The sequence below is a fragment of the Sphingomonas mollis genome (genome assembly GCF_016427505.1).
Classification (GTDB): Bacteria; Pseudomonadota; Alphaproteobacteria; order Sphingomonadales; family Sphingomonadaceae; genus Sphingomonas; species Sphingomonas mollis.
On record NZ_JAELXS010000003.1, the window covers coordinates 132,635 to 157,890 of the forward strand.

At 65.4% G+C, this 25,256-nt stretch carries 28 protein-coding genes and 1 tRNA gene; 11 read left to right on the top strand and 18 right to left on the bottom strand.

Annotation, left to right across the window (positions count from 1 at the left end; genetic code table 11):
- The first annotated feature begins 59 nt into the window (after nucleotides 1-59).
- Nucleotides 60-563 (top strand): type III secretion system chaperone family protein, encoded by a 504-nt coding sequence (locus tag JAO74_RS06490; RefSeq protein WP_199036294.1) that lies wholly within the window; start codon nucleotides 60-62, stop codon nucleotides 561-563.
- Nucleotides 560-1,369 carry a pyrroline-5-carboxylate reductase family protein gene (locus JAO74_RS06495; RefSeq protein ID WP_233150742.1) on the top strand — a complete coding sequence of 270 codons (810 nt, stop codon included), beginning with the start codon at nucleotides 560-562 and terminating at the stop codon, nucleotides 1,367-1,369. The genes JAO74_RS06490 and JAO74_RS06495 overlap by 4 nt, the downstream gene beginning before the upstream one ends.
- Before the next feature lie 15 nt (nucleotides 1,370-1,384).
- Here JAO74_RS06495 and JAO74_RS06500 read toward each other — a convergent pair whose 3' ends face one another.
- On the bottom strand, nucleotides 1,385-1,873 hold the full coding sequence (locus JAO74_RS06500) for a MarR family winged helix-turn-helix transcriptional regulator (protein ID WP_199036295.1): 489 nt from the start codon (nucleotides 1,871-1,873) through the stop codon (nucleotides 1,385-1,387).
- A gap of 62 nt (nucleotides 1,874-1,935) precedes the next feature.
- Between JAO74_RS06500 and JAO74_RS06505 the strand changes: the two genes are divergently transcribed.
- From JAO74_RS06505 to JAO74_RS06515, 3 genes are all read left to right on the top strand, one after another.
- Nucleotides 1,936-3,030 carry a branched-chain amino acid aminotransferase gene (locus JAO74_RS06505; RefSeq protein WP_199036296.1) on the top strand — a complete coding sequence of 365 codons (1,095 nt, stop codon included), beginning with the start codon at nucleotides 1,936-1,938 and terminating at the stop codon, nucleotides 3,028-3,030.
- A 70-nt stretch (nucleotides 3,031-3,100) separates the two neighbouring features.
- Nucleotides 3,101-3,175 (top strand) — tRNA-Gln (locus JAO74_RS06510).
- A 96-nt stretch (nucleotides 3,176-3,271) separates the two neighbouring features.
- Complete coding sequence (locus JAO74_RS06515; RefSeq protein ID WP_199036297.1) at nucleotides 3,272-3,592, top strand: hypothetical protein; 321 nt, start codon at nucleotides 3,272-3,274, stop codon at nucleotides 3,590-3,592.
- Nucleotides 3,593-3,621: 29 nt separating this feature from the next.
- On the opposite strand, the gene JAO74_RS06520 is transcribed toward JAO74_RS06515, so the two are convergent.
- From JAO74_RS06520 to JAO74_RS06560, 9 genes are all read right to left on the bottom strand, one after another.
- Nucleotides 3,622-4,650: a glycoside hydrolase family 43 protein gene (locus JAO74_RS06520; RefSeq protein WP_199036299.1), complete on the bottom strand. Its 1,029-nt coding sequence runs from the start codon at nucleotides 4,648-4,650 to the stop codon at nucleotides 3,622-3,624.
- Nucleotides 4,651-4,720: 70 nt separating this feature from the next.
- The gene (locus tag JAO74_RS06525; protein WP_199036300.1) at nucleotides 4,721-5,260 is read right to left on the bottom strand and encodes a hypothetical protein; all 540 of its coding nucleotides are present in this window, start codon (nucleotides 5,258-5,260) and stop codon (nucleotides 4,721-4,723) included.
- Nucleotides 5,261-5,317: 57 nt separating this feature from the next.
- Nucleotides 5,318-6,622 carry a nicotinate phosphoribosyltransferase gene (gene pncB, locus JAO74_RS06530; RefSeq protein WP_199036301.1) on the bottom strand — a complete coding sequence of 435 codons (1,305 nt, stop codon included), beginning with the start codon at nucleotides 6,620-6,622 and terminating at the stop codon, nucleotides 5,318-5,320.
- A 106-nt stretch (nucleotides 6,623-6,728) separates the two neighbouring features.
- A complete protein-coding gene (locus JAO74_RS06535; RefSeq protein ID WP_199036302.1) occupies nucleotides 6,729-7,325 on the bottom strand; it encodes a DedA family protein in 597 nt (198 codons plus the stop codon).
- Nucleotides 7,322-7,666, bottom strand: coding sequence for a hypothetical protein (locus tag JAO74_RS06540; RefSeq protein WP_233150743.1), 345 nt, complete (start codon nucleotides 7,664-7,666; stop codon nucleotides 7,322-7,324). The genes JAO74_RS06535 and JAO74_RS06540 overlap by 4 nt, the downstream gene beginning before the upstream one ends.
- A 29-nt stretch (nucleotides 7,667-7,695) precedes the next feature.
- Nucleotides 7,696-8,946 carry an arsenic transporter gene (locus JAO74_RS06545; protein ID WP_199036304.1) on the bottom strand — a complete coding sequence of 417 codons (1,251 nt, stop codon included), beginning with the start codon at nucleotides 8,944-8,946 and terminating at the stop codon, nucleotides 7,696-7,698.
- Entirely contained in the window at nucleotides 8,943-10,070 is a 1,128-nt protein-coding gene (locus JAO74_RS06550; RefSeq protein WP_332908743.1) for a metallophosphoesterase family protein, read from the bottom strand. Before JAO74_RS06550 ends, JAO74_RS06545 begins: the two co-directional genes overlap by 4 nt.
- Nucleotides 10,067-11,317, bottom strand: coding sequence for an MFS transporter (locus JAO74_RS06555; RefSeq protein ID WP_199036305.1), 1,251 nt, complete (start codon nucleotides 11,315-11,317; stop codon nucleotides 10,067-10,069). The genes JAO74_RS06550 and JAO74_RS06555 overlap by 4 nt, the downstream gene beginning before the upstream one ends.
- Nucleotides 11,318-11,669: 352 nt before the next feature.
- Nucleotides 11,670-12,008 (bottom strand): hypothetical protein, encoded by a 339-nt coding sequence (locus JAO74_RS06560; RefSeq protein WP_199036307.1) that lies wholly within the window; start codon nucleotides 12,006-12,008, stop codon nucleotides 11,670-11,672.
- A 159-nt stretch (nucleotides 12,009-12,167) separates the two neighbouring features.
- On the opposite strand from JAO74_RS06560, the gene JAO74_RS06565 reads away from it, so the two are divergent.
- The 5 genes from JAO74_RS06565 to JAO74_RS06585 are packed head-to-tail and all read left to right on the top strand — an operon-like array spanning nucleotide 12,168 to nucleotide 17,289.
- The gene (locus JAO74_RS06565) at nucleotides 12,168-12,674 is read left to right on the top strand and encodes a 2Fe-2S iron-sulfur cluster-binding protein (protein WP_199036309.1); all 507 of its coding nucleotides are present in this window, start codon (nucleotides 12,168-12,170) and stop codon (nucleotides 12,672-12,674) included.
- Entirely contained in the window at nucleotides 12,671-13,657 is a 987-nt protein-coding gene (locus tag JAO74_RS06570; protein ID WP_199036311.1) for an FAD binding domain-containing protein, read from the top strand. The genes JAO74_RS06565 and JAO74_RS06570 overlap by 4 nt, the downstream gene beginning before the upstream one ends.
- The gene (locus tag JAO74_RS06575; RefSeq protein WP_199036313.1) at nucleotides 13,654-15,987 is read left to right on the top strand and encodes a xanthine dehydrogenase family protein molybdopterin-binding subunit; all 2,334 of its coding nucleotides are present in this window, start codon (nucleotides 13,654-13,656) and stop codon (nucleotides 15,985-15,987) included. The genes JAO74_RS06570 and JAO74_RS06575 overlap by 4 nt, the downstream gene beginning before the upstream one ends.
- A gap of 52 nt (nucleotides 15,988-16,039) precedes the next feature.
- Entirely contained in the window at nucleotides 16,040-16,477 is a 438-nt protein-coding gene (locus tag JAO74_RS06580; RefSeq protein WP_233150745.1) for a GNAT family N-acetyltransferase, read from the top strand.
- Entirely contained in the window at nucleotides 16,474-17,289 is an 816-nt protein-coding gene (locus tag JAO74_RS06585; RefSeq protein ID WP_199036318.1) for an APH(3')-I family aminoglycoside O-phosphotransferase, read from the top strand. The genes JAO74_RS06580 and JAO74_RS06585 overlap by 4 nt, the downstream gene beginning before the upstream one ends.
- 23 nt (nucleotides 17,290-17,312) lie before the next feature.
- Here JAO74_RS06585 and JAO74_RS06590 read toward each other — a convergent pair whose 3' ends face one another.
- The 3 genes from JAO74_RS06590 to JAO74_RS06600 all read right to left on the bottom strand — a co-directional run bounded on the left by JAO74_RS06590 (nucleotide 17,313) and on the right by JAO74_RS06600 (nucleotide 20,495).
- On the bottom strand, nucleotides 17,313-17,921 hold the full coding sequence (locus JAO74_RS06590; protein ID WP_199036320.1) for a peptidylprolyl isomerase: 609 nt from the start codon (nucleotides 17,919-17,921) through the stop codon (nucleotides 17,313-17,315).
- A 73-nt stretch (nucleotides 17,922-17,994) separates the two neighbouring features.
- Complete coding sequence (locus JAO74_RS06595; protein WP_199036322.1) at nucleotides 17,995-19,371, bottom strand: aldehyde dehydrogenase family protein; 1,377 nt, start codon at nucleotides 19,369-19,371, stop codon at nucleotides 17,995-17,997.
- Nucleotides 19,368-20,495, bottom strand: a complete 1,128-nt coding sequence (locus JAO74_RS06600) for a zinc-dependent alcohol dehydrogenase family protein (RefSeq protein ID WP_332908744.1) — start codon at nucleotides 20,493-20,495, stop codon at nucleotides 19,368-19,370. Before JAO74_RS06600 ends, JAO74_RS06595 begins: the two co-directional genes overlap by 4 nt.
- 104 nt (nucleotides 20,496-20,599) lie before the next feature.
- Between JAO74_RS06600 and JAO74_RS06605 the strand changes: the two genes are divergently transcribed.
- Complete coding sequence (locus JAO74_RS06605) at nucleotides 20,600-21,031, top strand: acyl-CoA thioesterase (RefSeq protein ID WP_199036326.1); 432 nt, start codon at nucleotides 20,600-20,602, stop codon at nucleotides 21,029-21,031.
- Between the two features lie 7 nt (nucleotides 21,032-21,038).
- Here JAO74_RS06605 and JAO74_RS06610 read toward each other — a convergent pair whose 3' ends face one another.
- Genes JAO74_RS06610 through JAO74_RS06630 form a run of 5 tightly spaced genes read right to left on the bottom strand, consistent with a single transcriptional unit; the run spans nucleotide 21,039 to nucleotide 25,157 of the window.
- Nucleotides 21,039-21,839 carry a MetQ/NlpA family ABC transporter substrate-binding protein gene (locus JAO74_RS06610; RefSeq protein WP_199036328.1) on the bottom strand — a complete coding sequence of 267 codons (801 nt, stop codon included), beginning with the start codon at nucleotides 21,837-21,839 and terminating at the stop codon, nucleotides 21,039-21,041.
- 9 nt (nucleotides 21,840-21,848) lie between these two features.
- Complete coding sequence (locus JAO74_RS06615; protein ID WP_199036330.1) at nucleotides 21,849-22,514, bottom strand: methionine ABC transporter permease; 666 nt, start codon at nucleotides 22,512-22,514, stop codon at nucleotides 21,849-21,851.
- Complete coding sequence (locus JAO74_RS06620) at nucleotides 22,511-23,239, bottom strand: methionine ABC transporter ATP-binding protein (RefSeq protein ID WP_199036332.1); 729 nt, start codon at nucleotides 23,237-23,239, stop codon at nucleotides 22,511-22,513. Before JAO74_RS06620 ends, JAO74_RS06615 begins: the two co-directional genes overlap by 4 nt.
- Entirely contained in the window at nucleotides 23,236-24,252 is a 1,017-nt protein-coding gene (locus tag JAO74_RS06625; RefSeq protein WP_199036334.1) for an LLM class flavin-dependent oxidoreductase, read from the bottom strand. Before JAO74_RS06625 ends, JAO74_RS06620 begins: the two co-directional genes overlap by 4 nt.
- Nucleotides 24,252-25,157, bottom strand: coding sequence for an ATP-grasp domain-containing protein (locus tag JAO74_RS06630; protein WP_199036336.1), 906 nt, complete (start codon nucleotides 25,155-25,157; stop codon nucleotides 24,252-24,254). Before JAO74_RS06630 ends, JAO74_RS06625 begins: the two co-directional genes overlap by 1 nt.
- Between the last annotated feature and the right edge of the window lie 99 nt (nucleotides 25,158-25,256).

Consider the following 25,256-nt stretch of genomic DNA (forward strand, 5'->3'; position numbering starts at 1 on the left):
ACCCCGGATATCACGCGCCACCGCTTCCCCGCGGTGCGCACACGTGCGAAAAGGAGCCGATGCTCAATCAAGCCGATCATGACGAGGACGATGCCGCCCCCATCGATATGCTCGAAGCCTATTATGCCGCGCATAGCTGGGAGCATGAACGTCAGGACGACGAGATCGTCGCGTCGGTAAAGGGCAGTTGGGCGACGTACGAGTTGCGCGCCTTGTGGCGCGAGGACGACAGCGTGCTGCAGTTCCTCGCCTTCCCCGATATCAAGGTGACGGATGATCGTCGGGCCGCGATCTACGAGACGATCGGGCTGGTCAACGAGCAACTGTGGATCGGTCATTTCGAGCTTTGGTCGTCGAGCGGCATCCTGCTGTTCCGCCATGCCGCAATGATCGATGGCGATGAGGATCGCACGCTGACGCTGAGCGGTGCGGAGCTGCTGGTCGAATCGGCGATCGAGGAATGCGAACGCTTCTATCCAGTGTTCCAGTTCGTCCTCTGGGGCGGCAAAAGCCCCAAGGAAGCACTGGCGGCGGCGCTGGTCGAGACGCAGGGCGAGGCATGAGCATCCCCGCGTTCCCCTCCGGCCCGCTGTGGTCGATCGGTTGCGGCAATATGGGCGGCGCGATGCTGCGGCGCTGGATCGCGGCCGGACTCGATCCGGCGAGCGTGACGGTCGTAACCCGTAGCGGCGCAAGCGCGCCGGCCGGCGTTCGCTCGCTGACGGCCATTCCTGCCGACGAACGCCCCGCCACGCTGATGCTGGCGGTAAAGCCGCAACAACTCGACATCGTCGCACCGATGCTGGCCGGGTTGCGGCCCACGATGCTGGTGTCGATCCTGGCCGGGGTCGAGGTGGCGGCACTGGCCCGGCGCATCCCGGCGGATGCGATCGTGCGGGCGATGCCGAACCTGCCCGTGGCGATCGGGCATGGGGTGACGGCGCTCTATACGGATACGTCCAATGCCGCCGTCCGCGATGCCGCCTATGCGCTGGCCGCCGCGCTCGGCCATGCCGAATGGGTGGCGGACGAAAGCGCGTTCGATGCGGTGACGGCGCTGGCGGGCTGCGGCCCGGGCTTCGTGTTTCGCTTTGCGGATGCGCTGGCGGAGGCGGGTGCGGCACTGGGTTTGTCCGCCGAACAGGCCCAACGGCTGGCGCTGGCGACGCTGGCGGGCTCTGCCGCGATGGCAGTGGCGGCGGACGATTCGCCTGCGACGCTGGCCGATCGCGTCGCCAGCCCGGGTGGATCGACGCGCGAGGGGCTCAACGTACTGGACTCGGATCAGGCCTTGATCCGGTTGATGACGGCCACATTGGCGGCGTCTGCCCGGCGTAATGCGGAGATGGCGTCGGCCGCGAGGGGCTGACGCTTACGAACGAACTCAGCGGCGTAGTGCCTCGACCTGCGGGCGGCCGGGTTCCGGGATTAGCCCCTCCAGCACTGCCCAGAATCCCGCCACTGCGGCGGGGCCGGCGCTGGAATAGGCCTCGGATATCTTCAGCCGGGCCTGTTCGAACAACTCGCTTTCCAGCTTGCGACCCGATTCGGTTAGCCGCAGCAACCGCTGGCGCCGGTCGCGATCGCCGGGTCGGTTCTCTACCAGACCGCGGTCGGTCAACTCATTCAGCACGCGGCCCAGCGATTGTTTGGTGATCGCCAGCAACGACAACAGCTCGCTCACGGTCAGGTCGGGCTTGCGGCTGATGAAATACAGCGCACGGTGATGCGCCCGGCCCAGTCCCTGGGTCGCCAGATCCTGATCGATTGACCGGTTGAGGTAGCTATGACCGAAGTATAAGAGTTCCAGGCCGCGGCGCAGTTCGGGCTCGCGGAGGAATTGGGCGGGTGCGGAGTGTGCTGGGGCAGCCATGTTGACCCGTCTAACCAGCCCTCATACGCGTCCGCAACCCATCACGAACGAGATCGTCGCGAATGTCTGTTCTTCAACCTTCCGTTTTCCGCCTCGATGCCCATGCCGCGCCCGTCGCGGCGGCGGAGCGTGCCGAGCGTCTGATCGATCCCGGTTTCGGTCGGGTCTTCACCGATCACATGGCCGTCATCCGCTTCTCGGATGCCAAGGGATGGCATGACGCGCATGTCACCGCCCGCGTGCCGCTGACGATCGATCCGGCCTCGTCCGTGCTGCATTACGCGCAGGAGATTTTCGAGGGGATGAAGGCGTACCGGCTGGCCGATGGCGGCACGGCGCTGTTCCGCCCCGAAGCGAACGCTGCCCGTTTCCGTGATTCGGCGCGCCGGATGGCGATGGCCGAACTGCCCGAGGATATGTTCATCGAATCGATCGAGCGGCTGGTCGCGGTCGATCGCGACTGGATCCCGGACGGCGACGGCGCGCTGTATCTGCGCCCGTTCATGTTCGCGTCCGAGGTGTTCCTGGGCGTCAAACCGTCAGCGGAATATCTCTACATGGTCATCGCTTCGTCGGTCGGCGCCTATTGGAAGGGCGGCGTACGGGCGATCAAGGTCTGGGTCAGCCGCGAACATACCCGCGCCGCGGCCGGTGGCACCGGGGCGGCCAAGTGCGGCGGCAACTACGCCGCCAGCCTGATCGCGCAAAAGGATGCGATCGCGCGTGGTTGCGACCAGGTGGTGTTTCTCGATGCGGCCGAGCGCCGGTGGATCGAGGAACTGGGCGGCATGAACCTGTTCTTCGTCCATGCAGACGGCAGCCTGCGCACCCCGCCGCTGACGGGCACCATCTTGCCGGGCATCACCCGCGATTCGATTCTGACGCTGGCCCGCGATGCGGGCATGACCGTGTATGAGCAGCCCTATTCGATCGACCAATGGCGCGACGATGCCAAAAGCGGCCAGTTGATCGAGGCGTTCGCCTGCGGCACCGCCGCGGTCGTGACGCCGATCGGTCAGGTAGCGGATCGTGACGGCGACTTCACGATCGGCAACGGCGCCGGCGGCTCGGTGACGGATCGCCTGCATCAGGCGCTGGTCGCGATCCAGCGTGGTACGGCGCCCGATCCGCATGGCTGGCTGCACCGGCTGGACTGAAGTGATTTGGTCCCCGATGCTTATCGGGGTTTCCAACGCCGCTGACGCCGGTATAAGCCCGGCCGGTTGCTGGGGCGTCGCCAAGCGGTAAGGCAGCGGCTTTTGGTGCCGCCATGCGCAGGTTCGAATCCTGCCGCCCCAGCCAACGATAATCTTAAGTGGTCGTTGATGAAGCATGGTGGTGCGCCGCGGAAGCGATGGGGCCATGGCTTGGCACCATCGGCATGCTACGGCCGATCACATGTCGAACTCCCGAAGCAATAATGGCGCCGTCGATGTGGATGGCGAGACGTACGACTGGCAACTTCAGCGTGAGCCGCAATGGTCGGATGACGATGGCTGGAAAGGCATGATCGTTTCCCTTCGGCAGCGGGATACCCAACGCGAGGCGTTGCTGGAGTTCCCGCCGCCCAAACGCTTGTTGAAGGGGTTGCAGCGGGGGCGTCTTCAACTCGATGACGCAACGGTTTCCCGCGGGATACGAGCGGCACTGGCGGCGGGATGGGAGCCCATGTCGCGCGGCAAGCCGATGGTTTTTACGGTGGATGCCGAGGGCCGCTGAAGCGTCCACCCGCTTCAGCGAATTATTCCTCAATCGGTGGAGGCACCGGCCAGGTCGCCATCCAGTTCGGTGGCTTCCCGCACCACCTCGATCCGATCGCCAGCGTCGTGCATCTGGTACAGCTTGCCGCGGGCGTTGTTGAAGGGGCGGTGCAGGACCATCATCAGTGTCCCGTCCAGTCGGCGGAACAACATACCGTGCCCGCTGTCGCCGCGGACCAGCGGCGGCAATTGCTCCCACGGTCCCTCGATCCCGCCACTCTTCGATCGCGCGATACCCTGGACATAGCCCTGCTTGTCGTAACTGGACCACAGCATCAGCAGCACGCCCGTCCGCGTCCGGAATAGTTCGGGCCCGTCGGTGACGTAGATCGTATCGCCTTCCTTCTGCAGCTTGCCATCCGCCCATTCGGCCTCGGACGCCTTGAACAACACCTTCGGCGGGCCGGCGGCGGCGAGGTCGTCGGTCAGCGGCAGCGCCTCGATCGTCCCGTCGCCGACCTGTACCCACTCATGGGCATAGACCATCCACGGCTTGCCCGCCGGATCGACATAGAGCGTCCCGTCCAGCGTCATCTGCCCTTCATCGACCACCGGCGCGCCACCGCGCACCAGCCGGAAAGGCCCACCCAGCTGATCCGCCACCGCCAGGATCGTGCTGCGACGGACCGGCTGGCGTTTACCTTCGGCCGGCAGCCTGGCGTTATCGTTGTAAAAGGTCGCGAACAGATACCAGCGGTTCTTCCACCGGTGGACCTCCGGTGCCCAGCCACCGTCGTTCGCCCAAGTACCCGGCGGCAGCGTGAAGATCATGCGCGGTCTGGTCCAGTGTTTCAGGTCGCGGCTGGTGTAGGCCATGATCCCGAGCCTTCCGTCGCCCGTCATCCGTCGCTCGTTACGGGTGAACAGGTGGTAGGTCCCGGTTGCGCTATCCACGACGATCCAAGGATCGTGAAGCGGCATGTCCGGCATCAGCAGCGGCGCGGGCGCGATCGCGCGGGTGTCCCCCGGTGTCGACATGACCATCATCAGGGCCAGTGCGATCAATGGTCGAAACATGGGTTCTCCTTCTCCCGCCCGTGGGTCGGCACCTTCGGCACCGCAGAATGAACATCTTGTTTGCTGATGACTACGGCACCGAGAGTGGTCCCGGCAACGGTCGAGGAAACCGCGCGAACAGTGCCTCGGACAAGGCGGCTGCAACAGTGGCGGGCGCACCAGCCCGGGTTCCATCGACACGCGCCGTGGTCGCCGTGCCGGACCAGACTATTTGGCCATCGCTGCGGAGCGTGACGATCACGTCGAGGCGGGTCACGACGAGCCCGTGCAACTGACGTTTTCCCGACGGAAGGCTTAGGGACAGACCGGAACCCTGATAATTCACACCGGGTGCCGACGCCGATCCATTGCCGGAGGACGTGACGACGCCGCGCGATGTCTGCGACACTTCCACCTTGGCGACGTAACGGCTGTGACCCGTATCGGGTAGGGGGGCGAAACCGGTCTGAAGGACGGCATGGCTGACAGCACCCACGAACGTCGCCACCACCGGATCGGTCGCCGTCTGGGTACCGCCGGCCACGATGGTGATCGTGCCGGGTTTCGGGGCCGGCGCGTCCGATACCACCGGCATCAGGGTAACGGCTGTGGCCAGAAGGGCAGGGTGCATGCGAGGACCTTTTCTGATTCAGTCGGCTGGCGGTATCGTTCGAACCGGTCTTCAGGGCTAGACCGTGACGGGCAGGGACGATCTACCTTCTTCGCCGAAGATGCGCAGATAGCGCGCGATTTCCGCAGGCTCGCCGGTCGCCTTGGCGGGATTGTCGGATAGCTTGACGGCGGGGCGGCCGTCGACCGTCACGACCTTGGCGACCAGCGAAATGGGCTCCAGCCCGCCGGTGGCATCAGGCGCGCAGCCGCGGAAGTCGTTGGTGAGATTGGTGCCCCAGCCGAAGCTCATTCGCACCCGACCGTGGAAGTGGCGATAGGTCGCCTCGATGGAATCCACGTCCATGCCGTCCGAAAAGATCAGCAGCTTGGTCGCCGGATCACGGCCATGCGCCTGCCACCAGCGGATGATCTGCTCGCCGCCAACGATCGGTGGCGCGCTGTCGGGGCGAAAGCCTGTCCAGTCCGCGACCCAGTCAGGTGCCTGCGCCAGAAAGGACGCGGTGCCGAACGCATCTGGCAGAACGATCAGCAGGTTGCCGGCATAATGTCGCCGCCAGTCGTCGAGAACGCGATACGGGGCCGCGGCGACACCTTCGTCGCTGTCGGCCAGCGCGGCGAGCACCATCGGCAGTTCATGCGCATTGGTGCCGATCGCCTCAAGGTCGTTGTCCATCGCCAGCAGGACATTGGACGTGCCGATGAAACGACTTCCCAATCCCTCCTTCAAGGCCTCGACGCACCAGCGTTGCCACAGGAAGCCATGGCGCCGACGCGTGCCGAAGTCGGAAATGACGAGATCGGGCAAGGCGCGCAATCGCTCCACCTTGTCCCAAAGCTTCGCCTTGGCGCGGGCATAGAGGACGTCGAGGGTGAAGCGGCCCATGTCCCGCGTAGCGGCGCGCGAGCGGAGTTCGTTGATGATCGTCAGCGCCGGGATTTCCCACATCGTCGTGTGCGCCCACGGTCCCGCAAAGCGAAGTTCAAACTGCCCCTCGACGCGACGCAGGTCATAGTCGGGCAGTTGGAAACCAGCGAGCCAGGCGATGAAATCGGGCTCGAAAATCCGTGCCTGTCCCGCAAAGCTGTTGCCCGCGAGCCAGATCAACTCCTTCTTGGTGAAGCGCACCGTGCGCGCATGGTCGAGTTGGGCGCGTAACTCGCCCTCGTCGATGTCGTCGGCCAGGCGCACGGCCTTCGTCCGGTTGATAAGAGCGAAAGTCGCCTGCACATCCGGGTAGAGGTGCCGGATCATCTGCAGCATCAACAGCTTGTAGAAGTCCGTGTCCAGCAGGCTGCGGACGATCGGATCGAGGCGGAAACCGTGGTCGTAGGTGCGGGTCGCGATGTCGGTGACGGCCATGATGCTCCCGGTGCCGAACTGATGATCTCGCCATCAATGCACAAGATCGCGGGCGGCGTCCCTTCGTTTCACGAGGCGGCGCGGATCAGCATCGATGAGCGGCCAATTACACCGCTTCTACGCGTTGCTTGCCGAACAGCTTCCATCCAAGGAATCCGGCAACGAGCAGACCAACGACGACCCAGGTGAGATTTCCAAGCAGGCTCGCCACGGTCTGCACCTGATCGCTGAAGGCGCGACCGAGCGAGACGTAGATCAGCAGCCAGAGCAGCTCTCCGGCGACATCAAGCACGACGAACCACCGCCAGGGATATTCCGTCAGACCACTGGTGACGTTGATCCAGGGACCCAGCGGACCGATCAACCAGCGGCTGAAGAAAATGCCCCAGCCTGCCCATTTGCGCGAATACGCCTCGGCCTGTGCGACCTTGTCGGCGCCGCCAATCCGCTTCGTCACCGCCGCTAGCAGAGGGCGCCCCCCGTATCGGCCGAAGGCGTAACCGATCTGGTCACCCAGCACGGCACCGGCTGCGCCCGACAGCACGACAGGCCAGAAGTCGAGCTCACCCTGCGCGACGAATGATCCCATCGCGATCAGCGTCAGCGAACTTGGGAAGGGCATGCCCGCCGCCGCCAGCACCATCGCACCAAAGAGCGCGGGCAAGCCATAGGTCGTCAGCAATTCGAGAAGCTGCTCGGTCACGATTTCGGCATTGCCGGCCGCGAGATATTCTCAGGCGGCGCGGGAGGCGGGTAAGGCGGCCTCGCATGGACGATGGCATAGGTCAGCCTTGCCTCGATCTCCGTCATCGATCGCCCGCTGTCGTGCGCGATACGGCCCAGCGGGCGTCGGTCGGGTTCCGGCGGCAAGCCCAATGCGCGGTGCAGGATGTGCGGAGGGACGTGGTAGGAATGCGCGACATAGCCGATCGTCATCCAGCGTTCGATCGGCTCGTCCCGGTGCGCATTCCAGTAGATCGCATCACCGACGGTACGCACCGCGTGATAGCCGGTGAATGCCAGCACGGCGACGAACAGCGCCATTAACACGCGTCGCCACAATAGTTCCCGCGTCATCCGAGGGCGATCCGTGCGCCGAGTGCGGCGATCAGCGCCAGCGGCATCGCCACCGCGCCAACCTTCAGGAACCGCCAGAAGCGGATATCCTCGCCCTCCCGCCGGATCGCCTGCAACCACAGGATCGTCGCCAGGCTGCCGGTGATGGACAGATTGGGGCCGAGATCGACGCCGATCAGCAGGCCGTCGACGACCAGTCGCGGCGGCTGAGCCTGTGCCACGGCGGTGCTGGCAACGAGGCCGGCGGGCAGATTGTTCATCAGGTTCGATGCGAAGGCCAGGATCGTTCCGGACACTGCCGATGCCTGTGCCGGATCGGCCGACGCGGCGCGGATCATCTGCGCGACCCAGCCGATCACGCCGGTCAGGTCCAGCGCCTCGACCAGCACGAACAGTCCGGCGACCAGCGGCAACACGCTCCACGAGATATCCCGCAGCAGCGTGACCGGCGACGACCGGGCGATCGCGCAAACCGCCAGCGTCGTGAAGATACCGGCGATCGCGGTCGGCAATCCCAGTTCGATATCGAGGGCGGACACGACCAGCAGTACGATCGCAGTGGCGACGATCCCGACGAACGCAGCCTTGCCGCCCGCGGTCAGCGGCGTGCGCTCGACCTCGCTGATGCAGTTACCCGCCAGCCGCTTGCGCTCAAGCCAGCGCAGCACGAGGAAGGTGACCACGATCGACGCCACCGACGGCAGCGCGAATGAAGCGAACCATTGGGCGAGCGGCGGCATCTTGCCACCGTACAGCACCAGATTGGCCGGATTGGAGATCGGCAACACGAAACTCGCCGCATTGGCGATCAGGGCGCACGCGAACAGCAGGGGCAGCGGATCGGCCTTGGCCTTCTTGGCCGCTGCATAGACCGCCGGGGTCAGCACCACCGCGGTCGCGTCGTTCGACAGGAAGGTCGTGGTGACGATGCCGGTGACATAGACGAGCGCAAACAGTCGTGCCGTCGATCCCTTCGCATGGATGGCGGCGGTGGCGGCGACCCAATCGAACAGCCCTTCCGCCCGCGCGACTTCACTGAGCAGCATCATGCCGATCAGGAACAGATAGACGTCCAGCCCCTTGGCCACCGCGCCGACCGCCGCGGGGAAAGGCATCAGGCCGAACAGCAACAGCAGCGCCGCGCCCGCCACCGCCCAGATCGCTTCCGGCCATCGGAACGGGCGCGCGATCACTGCCGCGGTGGAGGCGGCACAGATTCCCCAGGTCGCACCCGTCGCAAGGATCACCAATGCTTCCCGTTCTTGTTGGGGCCAAGTTGCGTGCCGGCGATGCCGTGTTTCGGCCACGCACCGATACTGTGGATATCGCGACCCGGCGCGACGGGAATGCCACGCCGGGGAATATCCTTCTCGTCGCGCACCAGTACCTCGATGACGTCGCGATCGGTGCCGGCGCTGGCGGCAATGCGGTGAAGCCCGGCGCCGAGGACGATACGGAGCGACCAATAGGTAGTGCCGGACATGGACGTCATCGGTTGGGCGACGCCATCGTCGATCGACAGCATGACGGGTTGTGCCGTGTTCCCGAACAGCTTGGCGACGATCTCGACCTCGCCCGGACGTGGGACCTGCGTTGCATCGGCGGGTCGCGTCACCAGCCGGACGTCGGCCGGCGCGATGATCTGGACGAATGGCCAGTCGCCGCCCGTCTCCTTGAACCGCCAGCTCGGCACGCGACCGTGGATCGTCGTGATCGAAAAACCGGGTTTGCCCCCACCCTCCTCGATCTCGCCGGTCGAACGGGTAGCGCCATAGATGACGCGGCCGTCGTTGAGCAATTCGCTGTAATGGGTATGCCCGGTATCGACGAAGGCAACGCGCGCGTCGGCGAAAATGCGGGCGATATCCTCGCCGTCCGCTGCGAGATCGCCGGGATAGGCGTGCATGAACACGACGGGCGTTTGTCCCTCCGCCTCTGCTCGTGCCAGTTCCTCGAGCAGTCGATTGCGGTGGTGCGTCGTCAGCCGGAAATCGGGTCCGCCGGCGCCTGCGGAAATGATATCGAGGAAGATGCAGCGATGGCCGGCGATGACTTCCGCCTCCGGCCGGTTCGCCTCGGGAAAGGCGGCGTCGTAATGGGCAAGGTTGCCCAATTCGAAATCGTGATCGCCCGGAATGACCCGGTAGGGCAGGCGCAGCGGAGCGAGGGTTTCGGTGATGACGCGATATTGTTCGACCGTCGCGTGATTGGCGTTGTCGCCGGGCAGAAACACAAAATCCGCCGCGTCACCGATCTGATCGTTGATCTCGACGATGATCGCCGCAAGCCGGTCACGGCTTTGCCAGCCATTCGCTTCGTCCATATGCAGATCGCCGATATGGACCCAGCTCAGGCAGGGAACACCGGTCACTTATGCGTCTCCGGCATGGCGGTGAGATAGAGGACGAAACCGGCGGCCGCGATGCCTGCAAGCGTCAGGAAGCTGGCGCTGTATCCCGCCCAGACGATGATCGATCCCGCCAGCGTCGCCGACAGGGCCGCACCCAACCCGAATACGCTCGATACCACGCCCTGGCTGACGTTGAACCGACCCGATCCCTTGGTCAGGTCGGCGACGATTACGGGGAACAACGCGCCGAATATTCCCGCGCCGATACCATCCAGTGCCTGCACACCGACCAGCCACCATGGATCGTTGGATACCGTGTAGAGGGCACCACGCGCGGCCAGGAAGCCGAACGCGACGAGAAAAATCGGCTTGGTCCCCCAACGCTCGGTGTTCCGCCCGACCACGATCGCGACCGGCACCATCACCAGCTGCGCCGCGACGATGCAGGCGGCGGTCAGCGAAGTCGCCTTGTCGGTGCCCACGGTCCGGCCCAGCAACTGGCTGACCGACGTCAGCATTGCCGCATTGGCCAGATGAAACGTGAAGGTCGCGGCAGCGAAGATCATCAGCGGCCGGTTTTCGATCAGCGTCTTCCAGCCGCTCGGCTCCTCGCATCCCTCCTCTGGTTCGCAGTCGAGACCGCGCGCGACGGCATTGTCGATGTCGTCGTTGTTCAGCCTTGCCGATACGATGACGCTGGCGACGGTCAGCACCGCCATCAACCAGAAGACCACGACGGGACCGAACGACCAGGCGAGCACGCCGGCGAGCGCAGCGGATACCGCATTGCCGGCATGGTTGAACGCCTCGTTACGGCCGACCCGTTTGGCGAACAGCTTCGGCCCGACCAGACCCAGCGTGATGGCCGAGATCGCCGGCGCGAACACCGCCCCCGCCGCCGCGGCGATCGATTGGGTGATCGTCACCATCGTGAAGCCCGATACGATCGGTAGCGAGAGGCTGCTCAACGTGACCAGCAACGCGGCAGCGATGACGATCCGTGGCTTGTTCTTCGCCCGGTCGATCAGGCCGCCGGCGGGCGTCTGCGACAGCAGGCCGACGATACCGGCGATAGTGAGCACAAGCCCGACGGTCGCCTCGTTCCAGCCATGCGACGGGCCGCGAACGACCAGCAGATAGATGGCAAGGTAGGGTCCGAGCCCATCGCGCACGTCCGCCAGGAAGAAGTTGAGCGCATCAAGCGTGCCGGTGGGCGTGTGGCCTTTGGGCGACCCCGTCGTTTCAGGCATGGCTGCCGCAGATGCCATCATGTGTCTCCAGAATTCGCGCGAAGAAGTGCGAAGCGCTCGGTAGAGCGCTCCGACGAAAGCAGACTGAACGACGCCGTTCAGGTTCGGTTTATAATGGGCTGAGGTCGCAGTGAATGACTGCGCGGTATCGCTTCACCGAGCACATCAGTTCCGGATCGGAATGAAAATAGCTCCGAAGCGGCATAAGAATTGTACCGGCCAACGCGGGTATCGCGTTGGTGACACAGCCAGCGTTGCCAAGGCGGAAGGAATGAAAGCGTTTAAGCGTGGGAAAGAGGGGGGGGCTTGGAAGTACCATATCGTGCTGCAATCCACTGCGCTCAAAGCCACGCCGAACCTCGCAGTCCGCTTAGCGCTGCTTCTTCGTCGTGGTGGCGGTGAAGTCGGGGTCCTTGTTCGCCACCCAATCCACGAATTTGCGCACGGCGGGGTTGGCCAGCAGGGCCTCCATGTCCATCGCGTGGCGCTGCAGTTCGGAATTGGTGAAGTTCGCGGTCAGCGTCTGTTGGCAGATGGGATGCATGGGAACCACATCGCGACCGCCCCGGCTCTTGGGAACGGGATGATGCCAGACGATGGTCTTGCCCGTCGGCCGGCCGCAGAGCCAGCATGAGATGATTTCCGCCGGGGCTTCGTCGTCGCGCTGCACATCCTCATAGGGACCATGTTTCGAATGTTTGCGGGCCATGACGTTACCTTAATCCCTCTGTCGCCGCTTCATTAGCGGGGTGGAGCCGGCCGCGCCATTCGCCGCTTGGCAGATCGGGCACGACCCGAGTATACCGGTCGGTAGTTAAATAAAGGCCCGGCGGACCATCCGATATCGCCGGCGTATCTGGAGATGACGATGCCGATACTCGTCAACGGTTCCGCGGTCGCGCTGCCCAATGATCCCCGCGTTTCTCTGCTCGACCTGTTGCGGGAGGGTTTGCATCTTTCCGGCACGAAGAAGGGCTGCAATCAGGGCGCATGTGGCGCCTGCACGGTGCTGGTAGACGGCGAGCGCATCCTTTCCTGCCTGGCACTGGCGGTGCAGTACGAGGGGCGCTCCGTCACCACGATCGAGGGGCTGAGCGACGGCGACGGACTGCATCCGTTGCAGCAGGCGTTCATCGATCATGACGGCTTCCAGTGCGGTTATTGCACGCCCGGCCAAATCTGTTCCGCGATCGGCATGGCGGCCGAGGCGAAGCGCGGCGTGCCGAGCCACGTCAGCGCGGATCTCTCCACCGATGTCAGGTTGACACGCGAGGAGCTACAGGAGCGGATGAGCGGCAATCTATGTCGATGCGGCGCGCATAACGGGATCATCGACGCGATCCGCGATACGGTTGCCGCGGAGCTGGCGGCATGACCCCGTTCTCCTATGCACGCGCGAACAACGCCGCGGAAGCGCTGCAACTGGGACGGGGCGGCGCGGCAAACTATCTGGGCGGCGGCACCAATCTGGTCGACCTGATGCGCGAGACGATCGCGAAGCCGGACAGGCTGGTCGACGTCACCGGATTGTCGGACGCGATCACCGACACAGCGGACGACGGTCTGTTGATCGGGGCGGCGGTGCGCAACACCGCGCTGGCCGAGCACCCGGCGGTGCGGACGCGTTATCCGATGCTGTCGCGCGCGATCCTGGCGGGTGCGTCGGCGCAGATTCGCAACATGGCGACGGTTGGCGGCAACCTGCTCCAGCGGACACGATGCACCTATTTCTACGACACGGATGGATCGCGGTGTAACAAGCGCGTCCCCGGTTCGGGTTGCGACGCGGTCGGCGGGTTCACCCGAATCCATGCGGTCCTCGGCGCGTCGCCGGCGTGCGTGGCGACGCATCCGTCGGACATGTGCGTGGCGCTCGCGGCGCTGGATGCGGTCGTGCATGTCGAGGGTGCGGGCGGCGCGCGTACGCTGTCGTTCGGCGATCTGCACCGTCTTCCGGGCGATCGTCCCGAACTCGATACAGTTCTAGAGGTCGGCGAATTGATTACCGCGATCGAGCTGCCACCGCTGCCGTTCGCGGCATCCTCGACCTATCGAAAGGTGCGGGACCGGGCGAGTTATGCCTTTGCGCTGATCTCGGTCGCTGCGGCGATCGATGTGGTCGATGGCGAGATCAGGGACGTGCGCCTCGCGCTGGGCGGGGTAGCGCACAAGCCGTGGCGTGCGACGACGGCGGAGGCACTGTTGCGCGGACGGCCGGCGACCGAGGCTGCGTTCCGCGACGCCGCCATCGCCGAACTCGCCGATGCCAGGCCGTTGCGCGACAATGGTTTCAAGATCGAACTCGCCAAACGCACGATCGTCGCCGTTCTTGGCGACCTGTCGGGAGCCACCGCATGAGCATCCTCGATACCGCCAGGGAAGCCGCACAGGGTCTGGTGCAGGGCGCGATGGCAAAGTTGGTGCCGCTGGCGCCGGACAGCTGGATTCCGGGTGGCGTCCCCGATCCGTTGATCGCGCGGAAGCATGGGTTGATCGGCACGTCGGTGTCGCGGCTCGACGGAGCGCTGAAGGTGAAGGGCGCGGCACGGTTCGCGGCCGAATTCGCGCTCGACGACATGGTCTATGCCGCGCTTGCCTTCGCGACGATCCCGCGCGGACGGATCGCGACGCTAGACGTGGCGGCAGCCGAGGCCGCGTCCGGCGTCGTGGTGGTGATGACGCACCGGAATGCGCCGCGTATGAAGCAACCAGCCGTGTTCGGATCGTCACCGACCGCCGCCGGTCCGGCCGACCTGCCGATCATGCAGGACGATCGTATTCATTGGAACGGGCAGCCGATCGCGGTCGTGCTGGCCGGGACTCAGGAACAGGCGGACCATGCCGTTTCTCTGATCGTCACGACCTACGACGTCGAGGAGTCGGTCACGTCATTTGCTGCGGCCAAGGAGAAAGGCGCGGCCCCGGCGTCCTTCATGGGGCAGCCGTTATTGAACGAGATCGGCGATGCCGATGCGATGCTGGCGGCGGCACCGCACAAGGTCGATCAGGTCTATCGTACGCCCCGGCACAATCACAACGCGATCGAACCGCATGCGGCGACGATCGCCTGGGTCGGTGGCGATCTGGTCGTCCACGACGCCAGCCAGCTCGTCTCGATGGAAGCGGCGACGATCGCCGGCGTGTTCGACCTGAAGGTTGAGCAGGTTCGCGTGACCTCTCCCTATGTCGGCGGTGGCTTCGGAGGCAAATGCCTGTGGGATCACCAGATACTGGGCGCGGCGGCGGCGAAGCTGGCGGGGCGCCCGGTGCGGATCGTGCTGACCCGCGAAGGGGTCTATCGCGGCGTCGGCGGGCGGACGTTGACCGAACAGCGGGTTGCCATCGGTGCGGCCGCCGGCGGACATTTCCAAGCGCTGATCCATGCCGGCACGACAGCGACGACGCCGCACAACAATATGCCCGAACCGTTTATTCTCGGCACGCGGGCGGGTTATGCGGCGGATAGCTTCAAGCTGTCGGTCGATGTCGTGCGGATGAACATGCTCGCCAACACGTTCATGCGCGCGCCCGGGGAGTCGGTCGGTACGTTCGCGCTGGAGTCGGCGATCGACGAACTGGCGGCCGATCTGGGTATCGACCCAATCGAACTGCGCATTCGTAACGAGCCGGAGGTGGATCCAACCTCCGGTCTGCCCTTCTCGTCGCGGCATATCGTCGAGGCATGGCGCGCAGGCGCAGCGAAATTCGGCTGGGACAAGCGTGGACTGCCGGGTGCGCGGCGGGAGGGTGAGTGGCTGATTGGCATGGGCTGTGCGACCGGCACCTATCCCTATTACCGGATGCCGGGCGCGGCGGCGCGGATCACGCTGGATCGGGCCGGCACCGCACTGGTCGAGGTCGCCGCGCACGAAATGGGCATGGGGACGTCGACGACGACGACGATGGTCGCCGCCGAACGGCTCGGATTGCCGCTGGAGGCAGTCGAGGTCCGCTATGGCGATTCGATCATTCCCGGCGCGATCCTGGCGGGGGGATCGCAACAGACGGCCGCGATCGGTGCCGCGGTGATCGCGGCACATAACGCGCTCGTCGCGGAACTACTGAAGCTGGCGGGCAATGACTCGCCGCTGGCGGGGCTATCACCCGACGAGGTCGGCAGCGAGGATGGTGGGCTCGCCAAGCTGGACGATCCGGCACGACGCGAAAGCTATGCCTCTATCCTCCACCGGGCGCAGCGCGATCATGTCAGCGTATCGGCGGAAGGATCGCCACCGCTGGAACTGATGCATTGGTCGATGCACTCGCACAGTGCGATCTTCTGCGAGGCGCGCGTTAACGCCGTAACGCGCGAGGTCCGCGTCAGCCGCTTCCTCGGCTCGTTCGATTGCGGCCGCATCCTCAACCCGAAGACCGCGCGCAGTCAGTTCCGGGGCGGTATGATCATGGGCCTGGGCCTCGCGTTGATGGAGGAGACCGAATTTGACGAGCGCAACGGCCGGATCATGAATCCCAGCCTCGCCGAATATCACGTGCCGGTGCATCTCGACGTGCCCGAGATTGATGTGATCTGGACCGATATCGCCGATCCACATACGCCGATGGGCGCACACGGGGTCGGCGAAATCGGCATCACCGGTGTCGCGGCGGCCGTCGCGAACGCTGTCTACAACGCGACCGGCACCCGCGTCCGCGACCTGCCGATCACGCTGGACAAGTTGCTGGTGTAGCGCGCGAGGGAATGTGGACATACGATCGGCGTCTCTGGACGATGCGGCAGGCATGAGCCGTGTCTTGCGGGAGATCATCGCGCTGACCGGACGCGAGCGCCCCAACGATGCCGCCTTCATCACCGCGCACTACATCGCCAATCCGGCAAGCATCCGGTGCAGTATTGCCGCCGATGAGGCGGGCAATATTCTGGGATTTCAGTCCCTGGTCGAGGCCATTGCGGGCAATCGATATGGCGTGCCCATGGGTTGGGGAATCATCGGCACGCACATCGGTCCGCGCGCGCATCGACGAGGTGTCGGGACGGCACTGTTTGCAGCCAGCAGGGCGGCGGCAATGCAGGCTAGGTTGGAGAAGATCGACGCGTATATCGGTGCCGACAATGTTTCGGGGCTGCGCTATTATGAGGCGATGGGTTTCCGTACCTACCGCGAGACAGATGGCATCGTTCAGAAGATGTTCGTGGTCGGTCGAGAGAATGTTGCATGAGCGGCGGTGAACGGGAGCGAGCATGTACCGCCGCACTCGTCCCCGAATCCATGGCAGCCGCAGTGGAGGGATATGAATGGGCGCGGGATATTGTCGGTGAATCCGGCGGGGTCGTTTATCGGCTTCACGGAAAATCGGACGCGCCCGACCTGTTCCTGAAGCACGGGACCGATGCCGTGGCCGATGAGGTGACCGACGAGATGGTCAGGATGCGCTGGCTGGCGGCGTACCTTCCCGTTCCACGGGTGACGCACTTCGTCCGGACGCACGATCAGGCGTGGTTGTTGATGACGGCGATGCACGGTCGGACGGCGTATCAGTTGTTGCGGTCGGATGAGCAAGCGCGGTTTGCGATCGTCGATGCGCTGGTCGCATTCCTGCGCCGGTTGCATGCTATCCCGGTAAGCGAATGTCCCTTCAACAGCGATCACCTGTTCCGGTTGTCCCGCGCTCGCACGCGGATCGATGCCGGTCTGATCGAGATCGATGACTTCGACGATGAGCGGCAGGGTTGGACGGCCGAACAGGTGTGGACGGCCATGCAGGGGCTTTTGCCGATGGCACTCGATCCCGTGGTGACGCACGGCGATTTCTCGCTCGACAATCTGTTGATCCATGACGGCGAGGTCGTCGGCGTTATCGACCTGGGGCGGGTGGGTATCGCCGATCGCTATCAGGATCTCGCGATCCTTTGGAACTGCCTCGATGAATTTGACCCGTCGCTGCAGGATCGGCTCTGGCAGCAATATGGCATCGCCGATCCCGATCGAAGCAAGCTGCAATTCCACCTGATGCTGGACGAGCTTTTCTGAACGACCGGGCCGCTCGCGTGTATCTATTCCGCGGGCACCGCGCGGCGGATGGTGAGGATGCGAACGGGTGGCCGCAGCATTTGGCCCTTCATCGCGCCTTCGCCGGCATTGGGATCGGTCGGCGCGGACCAGATGCGTCGCACGACGTCCATTCCCTCCACGATCCGGCCGAATACCGCATAGCCCGCATTGTCGCCTGGACCGCCGGGCTTGGCATCGAGCCCGGTCATGTCGCCGATCGTGATCGACCAGTCGCCCTGCGCAGTGCCGGGCTCCCGCCGGGCCATCGACAGCATGCCCTCGACATGGCTCAGCCCGCTCGTACTTGTCGGTTCGTGGGCGATCGCCGGATAGAGCTTCTTCGCATCATGCTGTCCCGCCTGAATGATGCCGGCGTTCCACGGCAGTTTCATCGACCGGAAGAACGTGATGCCGTCGAACCGCTTGGCATCGACGTAGCGCAGGAAATTGGCCGTCGAGACAGGCGCGTGCACGGCGTCCAGTTCAGCGACGATCGGTCCGTCGGCGGTCGTGATCGTCACACGCACTGGTGGCGGCACGACGGCCGGCTGCTGCGCTACGGCGGGAAGCGCCATCAGGGTGAGGAAGAGGGCGAGAAGCGGACGGATCATGGCCGATACGATAGCGCCGTGCCGGTGAGAGGCAACCGGGGCCGTCATGTATCGACGGCACATGGAGTCGGCATCATCGCGTCCAGATCAGCTTGGCATTGGCGAACTCGCGCACGCCGAACCAGGACAGTTCACGGCCATAACCCGATCGCTTGATGCCGCCGATCGGCACGCGGGGATCGGAGGCGGAGATGCCGTTGACGAACACCGCGCCCGCCTCGATCCGGCGGGCGAGTTTGTCGGCGCGGACGGCATCGCCTGACCAGAGCGCGGCGGACAGGCCGTATTCGGTGGCATTGGCCAGCGCGATCGCGTGATCGGCATCGTCGGCGGTCATGATCGCGGCGACCGGTCCGAACAACTCGTTGCAGCCCGCCGCCATCGTCGGCGTCACATCGGCAAGGATGGTGGGAGCATAGAAATTGCCGGGGCCGGGCAGGGGCTCGCCGCCGAGCAACAGTCGCGCCCCCGCATCGATGCTGGCGACGACATGCGCGTGGAGTTCGTCGCGGCCGCGCGGGCGGGCGAGCGGGCCGATGAATGTCGCCTCGTCCATCGGATCGCCGATTACCAACCGGCGGGTCGCCGCCACGAAGCGTTCGGTGAACGCCGCCAGCACGGGTGCCTCCACGATCAGGCGCTTGGCCGCGATGCAGACCTGCCCGGCGTTGGCGAAGCGCGACGTCACCGCCGCCGCGACCGCCGCATCCAGATCGGCATCGGCCAGCACGATGAACGGATCGACGCCGCCCAGTTCGAGTACCGATTTCTTCAGATGCCGGCCCGCCTCCGCCGCGATCGCAGCACCCGCCGCCGGACCGGCGGTGACGGTGACGGCGGCGATGCGTGGATCGCCGACGACGCCGATGCTGGCTTCCTGCGCGATGGCGATGTTGGTGAAGGCGCCGACGGGTATACCCGCCGCCACCGCCGTCTCCGCCAGCAGCGTGGCGCACCCTTGCACATTGTCGGCATGTTTCAGGACGAACCCGTTGCCGGCCAGCATGATCGGCACCGCCGCGCGCAGCGCCTGCCAGATCGGGAAATTCCACGGCATGACCGCGAAGACGATGCCGATCGGCTGCCAGTAGACGATCGCCCGACCGTCGTCGGTGACCGGCAGCGGTTCGTCGGCGAGCAGGGCGGGGCCGTTGGCGGCATACCAGTCGCACAGGCCGGCGCATTTCTCGACCTCGGCACGGGCCTGCGCGATCGGCTTGCCCATCTCGGCGGTGATCAGCCGCGCAAAGCGATCTGCGCGATCGCGCAAGGCGGCGCCGAGCGCGGCCAGCGTGGCGGCGCGGTCGGGCAGCGGCCGGTCCCGCCATGTGATCCATCCGGCATGGGCTGTGTCGATCGCCGCATTCAGCGCGGCCGCATCCATCAGCACGTGGCGGGCGATGACCTCACCGGTGGCGGGATTGATCGATTCGACGAAATCACGGCTCATTGTGGAAACCTCACGATCTGGCGCACGGCGGTACCGGCGTGGAGTGCATCGAACCCTTCGTTGATCCGGTCGAGCGTCAGATAGCCGCTGACCAGCCGGTCGATCGGCAGTCGCCCGGCCCGATACAACGCGACATATCGCGGAATGTCGCGGGTGGGTACGCAGGTGCCGATATAGCTGCCCTTCAACGTCCGCTCCTCGGCGACCAGCGCGACGACGTTGACCGGCAGCGTGGCATCCGGTGGCGGCAGGCCGGCGGTGACGGTGGTGCCGCCGCGCCGCGTCATCGCCACCGCGCTTTCCAGCGCACGGATCGCGCCGGCCATCTCCAGCACCACGTCGCAGCCACCATCGGTCAGCGCCCGCACCTCGGCGGCGGCGTCCGGCCCGGCTAGGACGGTGGCCGTCGCACCCAGATCGCGGGCGAGCGCCAGCTTGTCGGGCGACAGGTCGACCGCGATCACCTGTGCCGCGCCCGCCGCGATCGCCCCCAGCACCGCCGCCAATCCGACACCGCCCAGCCCGATCACCGCCACGGTCTGCCCGGCCTGCACCTTCGCCGTATTCACGACCGCGCCGACCCCGGTCAAGACGGCGCACCCGAACAGCGCCGCTTCCTCCAATGGCAGATCGGCGTCGATCTTCACCAGCGAACGCCGCGAAACGACGGCATGGCTGGCAAAGGCGGAACAGCCGAGGTGATGATGCACCGCCGCTTCACCGTCATGCAGCCGCAGCCCGCCGCCCAGCAAAGTACCCGCGCCGTTCGCCGCCGCGCCGGGCGCGCACAGCGCCGGCCGCCCCTCCGCGCACGGCAGGCAATGGCCGCAACTGGGCATGAAGACCATCACGACATGATCGCCCACCGCCAGATCGTCGACATCCGGGCCGAGCGCCTCGACCACGCCGGCCGCCTCATGCCCCAGCGCCATCGGTACCGGGCGGGCGCGATCGCCGTTGATGACGGACAGGTCGGAATGGCACAGCCCGGCGGCGGCGATGCGGACCAGCACCTCGCCTTTGCCCGGCGGATCGAGGTCCAGCGTCTCGATGACCAGCGGGCGGCTGTCCGCATAGGGAAGCGCCGCGCCGCGGTGGCGCAGGACGGCGGCCTCGATCTTCATGGGCATTCCTCTCCCGTCGACGATATCCGCCTTTGCGGTTTTGCGAACCCGCTTTCACGTCCGTCGTTCGTCATGCTAGCCGATGATCGACCGATGGAGGGATGATGGCGCGGGAAGCATTACGACCACGCGACGCGTATCGCTGGTGGCAACCGATCGTGACACGGTGGAGCGACAACGACGCCTATGGCCACGTCAACAATGCGGTCTATTACCATTGGTTCGATACGGCGGTGAACGGATGGCTGATCGAGGCCGGGCTGCTGGATGTTGCGGCGGGCGATCCGATCGGCCTCGTGGTCGAGACGGGCTGCCGCTACGCTCATTCCGTCACCTATCCAAAGCCCGTCGAGATCGGGCTTGCGCTGGGGCGACTGGGCGGTTCCAGCGTCACCTATCATTTCGGTGTGTTCACGGCCGGTGAAAAGGCGGCAGCGGCAGAGGCGCATTTCACGCATGTCTATGTCGGACGCGACAGCCGCCGCCCGGTGCCGCTCCCGGCCATGTGGCGGGAGCGGCTGATGACGCTCGGTTGAGCAGGTTTCAGAAGGCAGGGAGGACCGCACCCATGTACGTCGTCTCGATGTAGTTCTTGATTGCCGGGCTGCGGAGAGCGGCGATCAGTTTCACGACGCGAGGGTCGGTCGCCGCGCCTGGGCGGCCGACCACGTAATTGACGTAGGGCGAATCCTTGTCCTCGATCGCCAATGCGTCGCGGACGGGATTCAGCTTCGCATCCAGCGCGTAATTGGTGTTGATAAGCGCCAGATCGACCTCCCCCAGCACGCGCGGCAAGGTGGCGGCTTCCAGTTCGCGGAATTGTAGGCTCTTCGGATTGGCGGTGATGTCGCGCAGGGACGACAGCGGATTGGCCGGATTCTTCAGCCGGATCAGCCCGGCCTTTTGCAAGAGCAACAGCGCGCGACCGCCATTGCTCGGCTCGTTGGGGATGGCGACGCTGGCGCCGTTCGGCAGCGCGGCGATGGTCTTCCACTTGCGTGAATAGGCGCCCAGCGGCTCGACATGGATGCCCGCGATCGGCACCAGCTTCGTGCCGCGCGAGGCGTTGAAGTCGTCGAGATACGGCTTGGTCTGGAAATAATTCACGTCGATCTGCCCCTGATCGACCTGCATGTTGGGCTGCACATAATCGTTGAACACGCGGATATCGAGCGTCAGGCCCTCCTTCGCCAGCACCGGCTTCACCTGTTCCAGTATCTCGGCATGCGGCACCGCGGTCGCGGCCACCGACAGGTGGTTGGCGTCGGATTTTGCGCCACCGCTACCGCAGGCGGCCAGCAACAGCGCGGGGGCGAGGGTCAGGAGAAGGCGGCGGTCGATCATGGGATACCTCTAACGATGGTCGACCCGGCGCGCGAGCCAGTCGCCGCCGAGCTGAATGATCTGGACGAGCAGCACCATCAACGCGACGGTGACCAGCATCACGTCGATCTGGAATCGCTGATAGCCGTAGCGGATGGCGAGATCGCCCAGCCCGCCCGCACCGACGACACCGGCCATTGCGGTGAACGACACCAGCGCGACGGCGGTAACGGTGGCGCCGGAGACGAGACCCGGCAAGGCCTCAGGCAACAGCGCCCTCGTCACGATCTGCCACCGGCTGGCACCCATCGCCTGTGTCGCCTCGATCGTCGCACGTGGCACGTCGCGCAGCGCCTGTTCGACCAGCCGCGCATAGAAGGGGGCAGCGCCGACGACCAGCGGCGGGATTGCCCCCGCTACGCCCAGCGACGTGCCGACGATCAGCAACGTCAGCGGGATCATCACGATCAGCAGGATGACGAACGGAATCGATCGCAGGATATTAACCACGACGCCCAGCGTCCGGTTGATCCAGCCGCTCTGCGCCAATTGCCCCCGGTCGGTCAGGAACAGCAGCACGCCCAGCGGCACACCCAGCAGGATAGTGAGCGCCAGCGAGGCGCCGAGCATGACGAGCGTGTCGAGCGTCGCCTGCCCGATATCGCCCCACACGATGTTGGCGAACCAGCCGGTCATGCCGGCTCGCCCAGCAGCGACAGCGTCGCGGCATGGCCGGTCGTGCCGAATACCGCCTCAACCGGCCCGTGTTCGATCAGTCGACCACGGTCGAGCACCGCAACGCGGTCGCAGATTTCGCGGACCACCGACATTTCGTGGGTGATGAGAACGATCGTCAGCCCCAGTTCGCGGTTGAGTTCGCCGAGCAGCGCCAGCACCGATCGCGTCGTTTCCGGGTCGAGCGCGCTGGTCGCCTCGTCGCACAGCAGGATGTCGGGGCGGGTGGCGAGTGCGCGGGCGATGCCGACGCGCTGACGCTGCCCGCCCGACAGGCGTGCGGGATACGCATCTGCCTTGTCCGACAGCCCGACGCGGTCGAGCAGTTCGGCGACACGAGCATCCCGCTCGCTGCGGCCGATACCGGCGAGTTCCAGCGGCAGGGCGACGTTGCCCGCTACGGTGCGGTTGGCGAGCAGTCCGAACGACTGGAAGATCATGCCCACCCGCCGACGCAGTGCTGTCAGGCCAGCCCGGTCGAGCGACGACAACGCGACGCCATCGACGCTGACCTCACCCTCGCTCGGCTGTTCCAGACCGTTGACGATCCTGAGCAGCGTCGATTTGCCCGCCCCGGACCGTCCGATCACCCCGAACAACGATCCGCGCGGGATGTCGAGCAACACACCATCCAGCGCGGCGGTGCCGTCAGGGAACCGCTTGGATACGCGATCGATCTTGATCATGCGGTGCCCATCACCTGCACGGCGAAACGCTCCATCTCTTCATGTTGCGGGCTCATCTGCAACAGGAGCAGGTCCAGCCCGGCGGCTTCATATTCGGCGATGCGTTCCTTCAACTGCTCGGGCGTGCCGACCAGATGCGGGCGCAGGCCGCGGTTCGAGACCGAATATTCCTGCAGCTTCAACTCGCGCTCCAACTGCGTGCCGGACAGCCACTGGTCGAAATTGGCGAAGCCGGGAGGCAGGTCGGTGACGGTGGTGATCCGCTCCAGCTCGCGTTTCGCCTCCGCCTCGCTGTCGCGGACGATGGCATAGGCGGCCATACCGAACTGCATCGGCGCACCACCCGTGGCCTCACGCCGCACCGCCATATCCGCGATCTTCGGGGCAATCGCCGCGACGGGATCGCCGTGCATGACATAGGCGTCGCACTGCGCCGCAATCATCGTCTTCGCCTTCTCGCTCTCGCCACCGGCGTAGACGGTGGGGCGGCTGGCCGGCTTGGGTGCGCAGATCGCGCCTTGCGTGCGATAAAATTGACCGTCGAAGCTGAACCGGTCCTCGGTCCACAGCCCGTCGACCACGGTCAGCCATTCCTGCGTGCGGGCGTAGCGATCGTCATGCTGGTCGAATTGCAGGCCATATTGCGTCGCCTCGTCCGCCCACCAACTCGACACGACGTTCAGCGCCAGCCGGCCGCCGGCGATACGATCGATATTGGCCGCCGCCTTGGCGAACAGTGCCGGATGGTGGAAATTGGGCCGCACCGCGACCATCAGCTCCAGCCGCTCTGTCACCGCCGCCATCGCCGCCGCGGTCGACCATGCATCGAGCGCGGGCTGATCGATGCCCTTGATGTCGTTCAGGTTCAGCTCTGCGATCAGCGTCAGGTCGTAACCCCAGTGCTCCGCGTCCTGCGTCAGCCGCTTCGTATAGTCCCAGCTGGCCTCCATCCCCTCGTCCGGGACATTGCGCAGCCAGCCGCCGAACACCGGCGTCCAATATCCATAACGCATCAGCGTGCTTTCCCGATCTGTTCGACCAGATAATCGACGAGGCGGTCATGCGGGTCCCAGCCCAGAACGTCGAGCGGCCGTGCAACGAAATTCGACAGCGCATTGATGTCGTAGAAGCGCGCCACGCCGTCGCGGTCGTCGATCATCACCTCGACCCCGCCGACGTCGAGATCGATGGCGTCGGCGATCCGCTCTGCCGCAACGCTCAACTCGGTTGCCGGGTCGACCGCCGTCATGCCGATGCCCGACCCCGGCACCACGCACGCGTCCGCCGGGCACAGGTCGAATGCGCCGCCACCCGCGACCTCGATCGCATAGAGCAGGCGGCGATCGAGCGTTTCGATCCGGGTGATGATGCCATCGCGGGCAGGAACATAATCCTGTACCAGCAGCACGCCATCGACACTGGTCGGCAGGCCGCCATCGGCAACCGCAGCGCGCAACGCGTCGAGGCTGTCGAACTTGACGATGCCGGCACCGGAGCCGCCGATATTGGCCTTCACCACCAGCGGGAAGGGCAGTGTACGCGCCGCCTCCACCACGTCGGCGGCACGGTGGACGACCCGCGTGTCGGGGACGGCGAGGCCGAGCGAGGCGATCAGCGACAATTGCCGTGCCTTGGACGCATCGATCGCCAGCACGTCGGCGCCATTGATGACGTGCGCGCCGGCCCGTCGCCAGTGATCGAGCATCGCCATCGCATGGAAAATGGGATGCTCGTCCGATCGCAGGAAGCTCGACATGGCGATCCGGTTGAACACCACGCGGGCCGGTGGTGTCAGATCGGCCGGGTTCCAGTCGCCATCAGGCGAGCATTTGGCGACATCGATCCCGCGCTTCTCCAACGCGGCGAACAGCGGCGCGAACCAGAGCGGGTGTTCGTAGAGGACGGCGAGATCGGTCATGAAGCCTCGAATGCGTGAGGGCGGCTTTTGCCATCGTCGGAGTGTCGCCACCACCGACCAAGCCCTTGTGGAAGGGAAAGCTTTGGTTTCGCGTCCGGG

Excerpts from the sequence above, each read along its gene's own strand:
- JAO74_RS06490 (WP_199036294.1), top strand. The coding sequence starts at position 60 with ATGCTCAATCAAGCCGATCATGACGAGGACGATGCCGCCCCCATCGAT.
- JAO74_RS06495 (WP_233150742.1), top strand. The coding sequence starts at position 560 with ATGAGCATCCCCGCGTTCCCCTCCGGCCCGCTGTGGTCGATCGGTTGC.
- JAO74_RS06500 (WP_199036295.1), bottom strand. The coding sequence starts at position 1,873 with ATGGCTGCCCCAGCACACTCCGCACCCGCCCAATTCCTCCGCGAGCCC.
- JAO74_RS06505 (WP_199036296.1), top strand. The coding sequence starts at position 1,936 with ATGTCTGTTCTTCAACCTTCCGTTTTCCGCCTCGATGCCCATGCCGCG.
- JAO74_RS06515 (WP_199036297.1), top strand. The coding sequence starts at position 3,272 with ATGTCGAACTCCCGAAGCAATAATGGCGCCGTCGATGTGGATGGCGAG.
- JAO74_RS06520 (WP_199036299.1), bottom strand. The coding sequence starts at position 4,650 with ATGTTTCGACCATTGATCGCACTGGCCCTGATGATGGTCATGTCGACA.
- JAO74_RS06525 (WP_199036300.1), bottom strand. The coding sequence starts at position 5,260 with ATGCACCCTGCCCTTCTGGCCACAGCCGTTACCCTGATGCCGGTGGTA.
- pncB (WP_199036301.1), bottom strand. The coding sequence starts at position 6,622 with ATGGCCGTCACCGACATCGCGACCCGCACCTACGACCACGGTTTCCGC.
- JAO74_RS06540 (WP_233150743.1), bottom strand. The coding sequence starts at position 7,666 with ATGGCGCTGTTCGTCGCCGTGCTGGCATTCACCGGCTATCACGCGGTG.
- JAO74_RS06555 (WP_199036305.1), bottom strand. The coding sequence starts at position 11,317 with ATGGCATCTGCGGCAGCCATGCCTGAAACGACGGGGTCGCCCAAAGGC.
- JAO74_RS06560 (WP_199036307.1), bottom strand. The coding sequence starts at position 12,008 with ATGGCCCGCAAACATTCGAAACATGGTCCCTATGAGGATGTGCAGCGC.
- JAO74_RS06565 (WP_199036309.1), top strand. The coding sequence starts at position 12,168 with ATGCCGATACTCGTCAACGGTTCCGCGGTCGCGCTGCCCAATGATCCC.
- JAO74_RS06570 (WP_199036311.1), top strand. The coding sequence starts at position 12,671 with ATGACCCCGTTCTCCTATGCACGCGCGAACAACGCCGCGGAAGCGCTG.
- JAO74_RS06575 (WP_199036313.1), top strand. The coding sequence starts at position 13,654 with ATGAGCATCCTCGATACCGCCAGGGAAGCCGCACAGGGTCTGGTGCAG.
- JAO74_RS06580 (WP_233150745.1), top strand. The coding sequence starts at position 16,040 with ATGAGCCGTGTCTTGCGGGAGATCATCGCGCTGACCGGACGCGAGCGC.
- JAO74_RS06585 (WP_199036318.1), top strand. The coding sequence starts at position 16,474 with ATGAGCGGCGGTGAACGGGAGCGAGCATGTACCGCCGCACTCGTCCCC.
- JAO74_RS06590 (WP_199036320.1), bottom strand. The coding sequence starts at position 17,921 with ATGATCCGTCCGCTTCTCGCCCTCTTCCTCACCCTGATGGCGCTTCCC.
- JAO74_RS06595 (WP_199036322.1), bottom strand. The coding sequence starts at position 19,371 with ATGAGCCGTGATTTCGTCGAATCGATCAATCCCGCCACCGGTGAGGTC.
- JAO74_RS06600 (WP_332908744.1), bottom strand. The coding sequence starts at position 20,495 with ATGAAGATCGAGGCCGCCGTCCTGCGCCACCGCGGCGCGGCGCTTCCC.
- JAO74_RS06605 (WP_199036326.1), top strand. The coding sequence starts at position 20,600 with ATGGCGCGGGAAGCATTACGACCACGCGACGCGTATCGCTGGTGGCAA.
- JAO74_RS06610 (WP_199036328.1), bottom strand. The coding sequence starts at position 21,839 with ATGATCGACCGCCGCCTTCTCCTGACCCTCGCCCCCGCGCTGTTGCTG.
- JAO74_RS06615 (WP_199036330.1), bottom strand. The coding sequence starts at position 22,514 with ATGACCGGCTGGTTCGCCAACATCGTGTGGGGCGATATCGGGCAGGCG.
- JAO74_RS06620 (WP_199036332.1), bottom strand. The coding sequence starts at position 23,239 with ATGATCAAGATCGATCGCGTATCCAAGCGGTTCCCTGACGGCACCGCC.
- JAO74_RS06625 (WP_199036334.1), bottom strand. The coding sequence starts at position 24,252 with ATGCGTTATGGATATTGGACGCCGGTGTTCGGCGGCTGGCTGCGCAAT.
- JAO74_RS06630 (WP_199036336.1), bottom strand. The coding sequence starts at position 25,157 with ATGACCGATCTCGCCGTCCTCTACGAACACCCGCTCTGGTTCGCGCCG.